3 protein-coding genes are annotated in these 2,296 nt (G+C 53.0%); 1 reads left to right on the plus strand and 2 read right to left on the minus strand.

Annotated features, from left to right (window positions below):
• Positions 1-56: 56 nt before the first annotated feature.
• On the minus strand, positions 57-1,022 hold the full coding sequence (locus NTW95_05730; GenBank protein ID MCX6556917.1) for a hypothetical protein: 966 nt from the start codon (positions 1,020-1,022) through the stop codon (positions 57-59).
• Between the two features lie 212 nt (positions 1,023-1,234).
• Between NTW95_05730 and NTW95_05735 the strand changes: the two genes are divergently transcribed.
• A complete protein-coding gene (locus NTW95_05735) occupies positions 1,235-1,828 on the plus strand; it encodes an isochorismatase family protein (protein ID MCX6556918.1) in 594 nt (197 codons plus the stop codon).
• Positions 1,829-1,972: 144 nt separating this feature from the next.
• On the opposite strand, the gene NTW95_05740 is transcribed toward NTW95_05735, so the two are convergent.
• Positions 1,973-2,191 (minus strand): hypothetical protein, encoded by a 219-nt coding sequence (locus tag NTW95_05740; GenBank protein MCX6556919.1) that lies wholly within the window; start codon positions 2,189-2,191, stop codon positions 1,973-1,975.
• Between the last annotated feature and the right edge of the window lie 105 nt (positions 2,192-2,296).

Genomic DNA, 2,296 nt, shown 5'->3' on the forward strand with positions numbered 1-2,296 from the left:
AAGGCGTGCGTGGGGTTGAAAGGATAACAAAAAAGATTTCCTCTCCAGGTTTCTGATTAACGCTCGGTCTCCCCGGTGTAGACAACCTCGAAATCGCGGCCGTGAAGTTCGTGCAAATGATGCAGGTCGTCGTCGTTCCAGCGGCTGTCGGGAGCGCCGGAGATGAACCAGTCGGAACCGTTGTCGGCCACGATCATCCCGTATTTTTTCAAGGCGCGCAGGATCACCTGGTTGCTGGCTGAAAATCCGGAGATATCGATGCCGGCCTTGAGCCGGAGGCGCAAGCCCATGGGCGGCAGGTCTGGATTGGTGCTGTCCGAGGCGAAATGGCGGGCCGGGTAGATGAAGCCGCGCTGGCTGTATTCGACGGTAAAGCGCAGGGCGTGGTTGATCTCGCCTTTTTGCACTTCGAGGTAGCGCACCAGGCCGGGAAAGATCGGCAGGCCGGCGGCATCGGCCGAAGTCCAATACATAGGGCGCACAGCGTTGGAATTGAGGCTCCACTTGGCGCCGCTTTCGGCCTCCCAGCCGCCGGTGGCCTTGGTGGCTTTGTAGAGTTCGTAAAGCATGTGGTTGTCGCGGTCGATGACGATCACGTGGCGGTCGCCGCTTGAATTGGCGCCGCCCTCGATCGGGGCGTTGTCGGGAATCGGAAAGGGGCCGGGGTCGCTCTCGTCGCCATAGGCGGTATAGTGGATGGGCACAGGCGCCTGGCTACCCGCAACCACCACGTATGGGATGCCGTTGGGCGCGCCTTCCCAAACCGTACCGAAATTGGGGTGCACTTCACCACCAGCGCCGATGGCGTTGATGAAATTAGCCGAATTGGCATGGATGGCGTAGCCGGAAATATCGGTGTTCCAGGGATTGTCGGTGGGGAATATCGCGATATTCACTTCCAGCGGATTGGGATTTTCCGGAGGGTCGTTGGTTTCCGGTTCATCCTTGCGGCAGCCGGAAAACAGCAGCAGGACGGCCAGCAGGAAAAAGAATGCCTGTTTTTTGAATCCCTCTCTATTCATAAACCACCTCGTGGGACATTATAGCCGGAGAACAAAAAAATGCAAACTATGATCACACTTAACGGTTCATCAATGAATCGTGATTCCTGGAAAATATTTAAAAATATTACTTCAGTCCCGTTGAAAAACCAGCAAAATGATGTTATAAATGTTTCTCTGTCATAAGACAAAAGGCATGCCGAATGATAGAGGCATGCCGAAGGGAGCGGATTATGAAAAAAATAGTTCTGCTGATGCTGTTGCTGCTGGTTTCGCTGTCCTGGCTCATTGCTGCGGAACCCGCAAAGGCAGTCACTGTCAAGATCAAACCGGCTCTGTTGGTGATCGACATTCAGAACGCCTATCTACCGCGCATGGACGAAAAGGATAAGAAGCTGGGAATGGAGATGATCAATTACTACATAGAACTCTTCCGAGCCAGCGGCTTTCCGGTCATCCGCGTCTACCACACCAGTCCGAACATGGGGCCCAAGCCCGACAGCGAGGAATTCCAATTTCCTAAAACGGTGGCCATCCGGGACGACGATCCGAAAGTGATCAAGAACTTCGGTAACGCCTTTAAGAATACCGAACTGGACAAGTTGCTGAAGACCAAGGGATGCAATACTTTGTTCCTGTGCGGCCTCAGCGCCGTAGGCTGCGTCCTGGCCACCTACCACGGCGCCATGGACCACGACTACGACGTGTTCATGCTCAAGGACTCCCTGATCAGCCACGACGCCGCACTGACCAAAGCGGTCCAGGAGATCTGCAAAACCATCGATTACTATGCTTTAAAGCTGGTGCTGGAGAGCGTAGGCAAGTAAACGGACGCAACGATTACCCAGTGCTCAAGCTGCTGGGGTAGAATGTCCGCACCTGGAAAACCGTCAATCCCGGTTTTGCATCAGGTTCGGGTCGGAACAAACCTATCCTTGTCATCAGCCAGCAACATCTCCAGCCTGCAGCTTTCAGCGTAAGAATCTTTCAGAAAAAGAGCGTTCGGGTAAAAAATCGCTGGAAAAAACTGTTTTTTCTGCTGCCAAGGGCCAATAGGTGGAGGATCTGGGCATAGGCGGGGAAAATTGATAAAGCGCGGCGTTGAGATAATAGTGGAACCGCTGCGGCACTCCCCGACAGGTTTGATATTCAAAAAAATAAAATTCGTTAAAAAATTTAACTTTCGTCATGGATTCACCTCCCTGGTGAATGGCATTGCCAAGTTGGTACGGGTTCTTCGAGCCGGACTCTCAACCGTTCTTCATGACTCAGTCAAAACTGTCAAATAACTCAAT

The organism is Candidatus Aminicenantes bacterium (assembly GCA_026393795.1).
Taxonomy (GTDB): Bacteria; Acidobacteriota; Aminicenantia; order UBA2199; family UBA2199; genus UBA2199.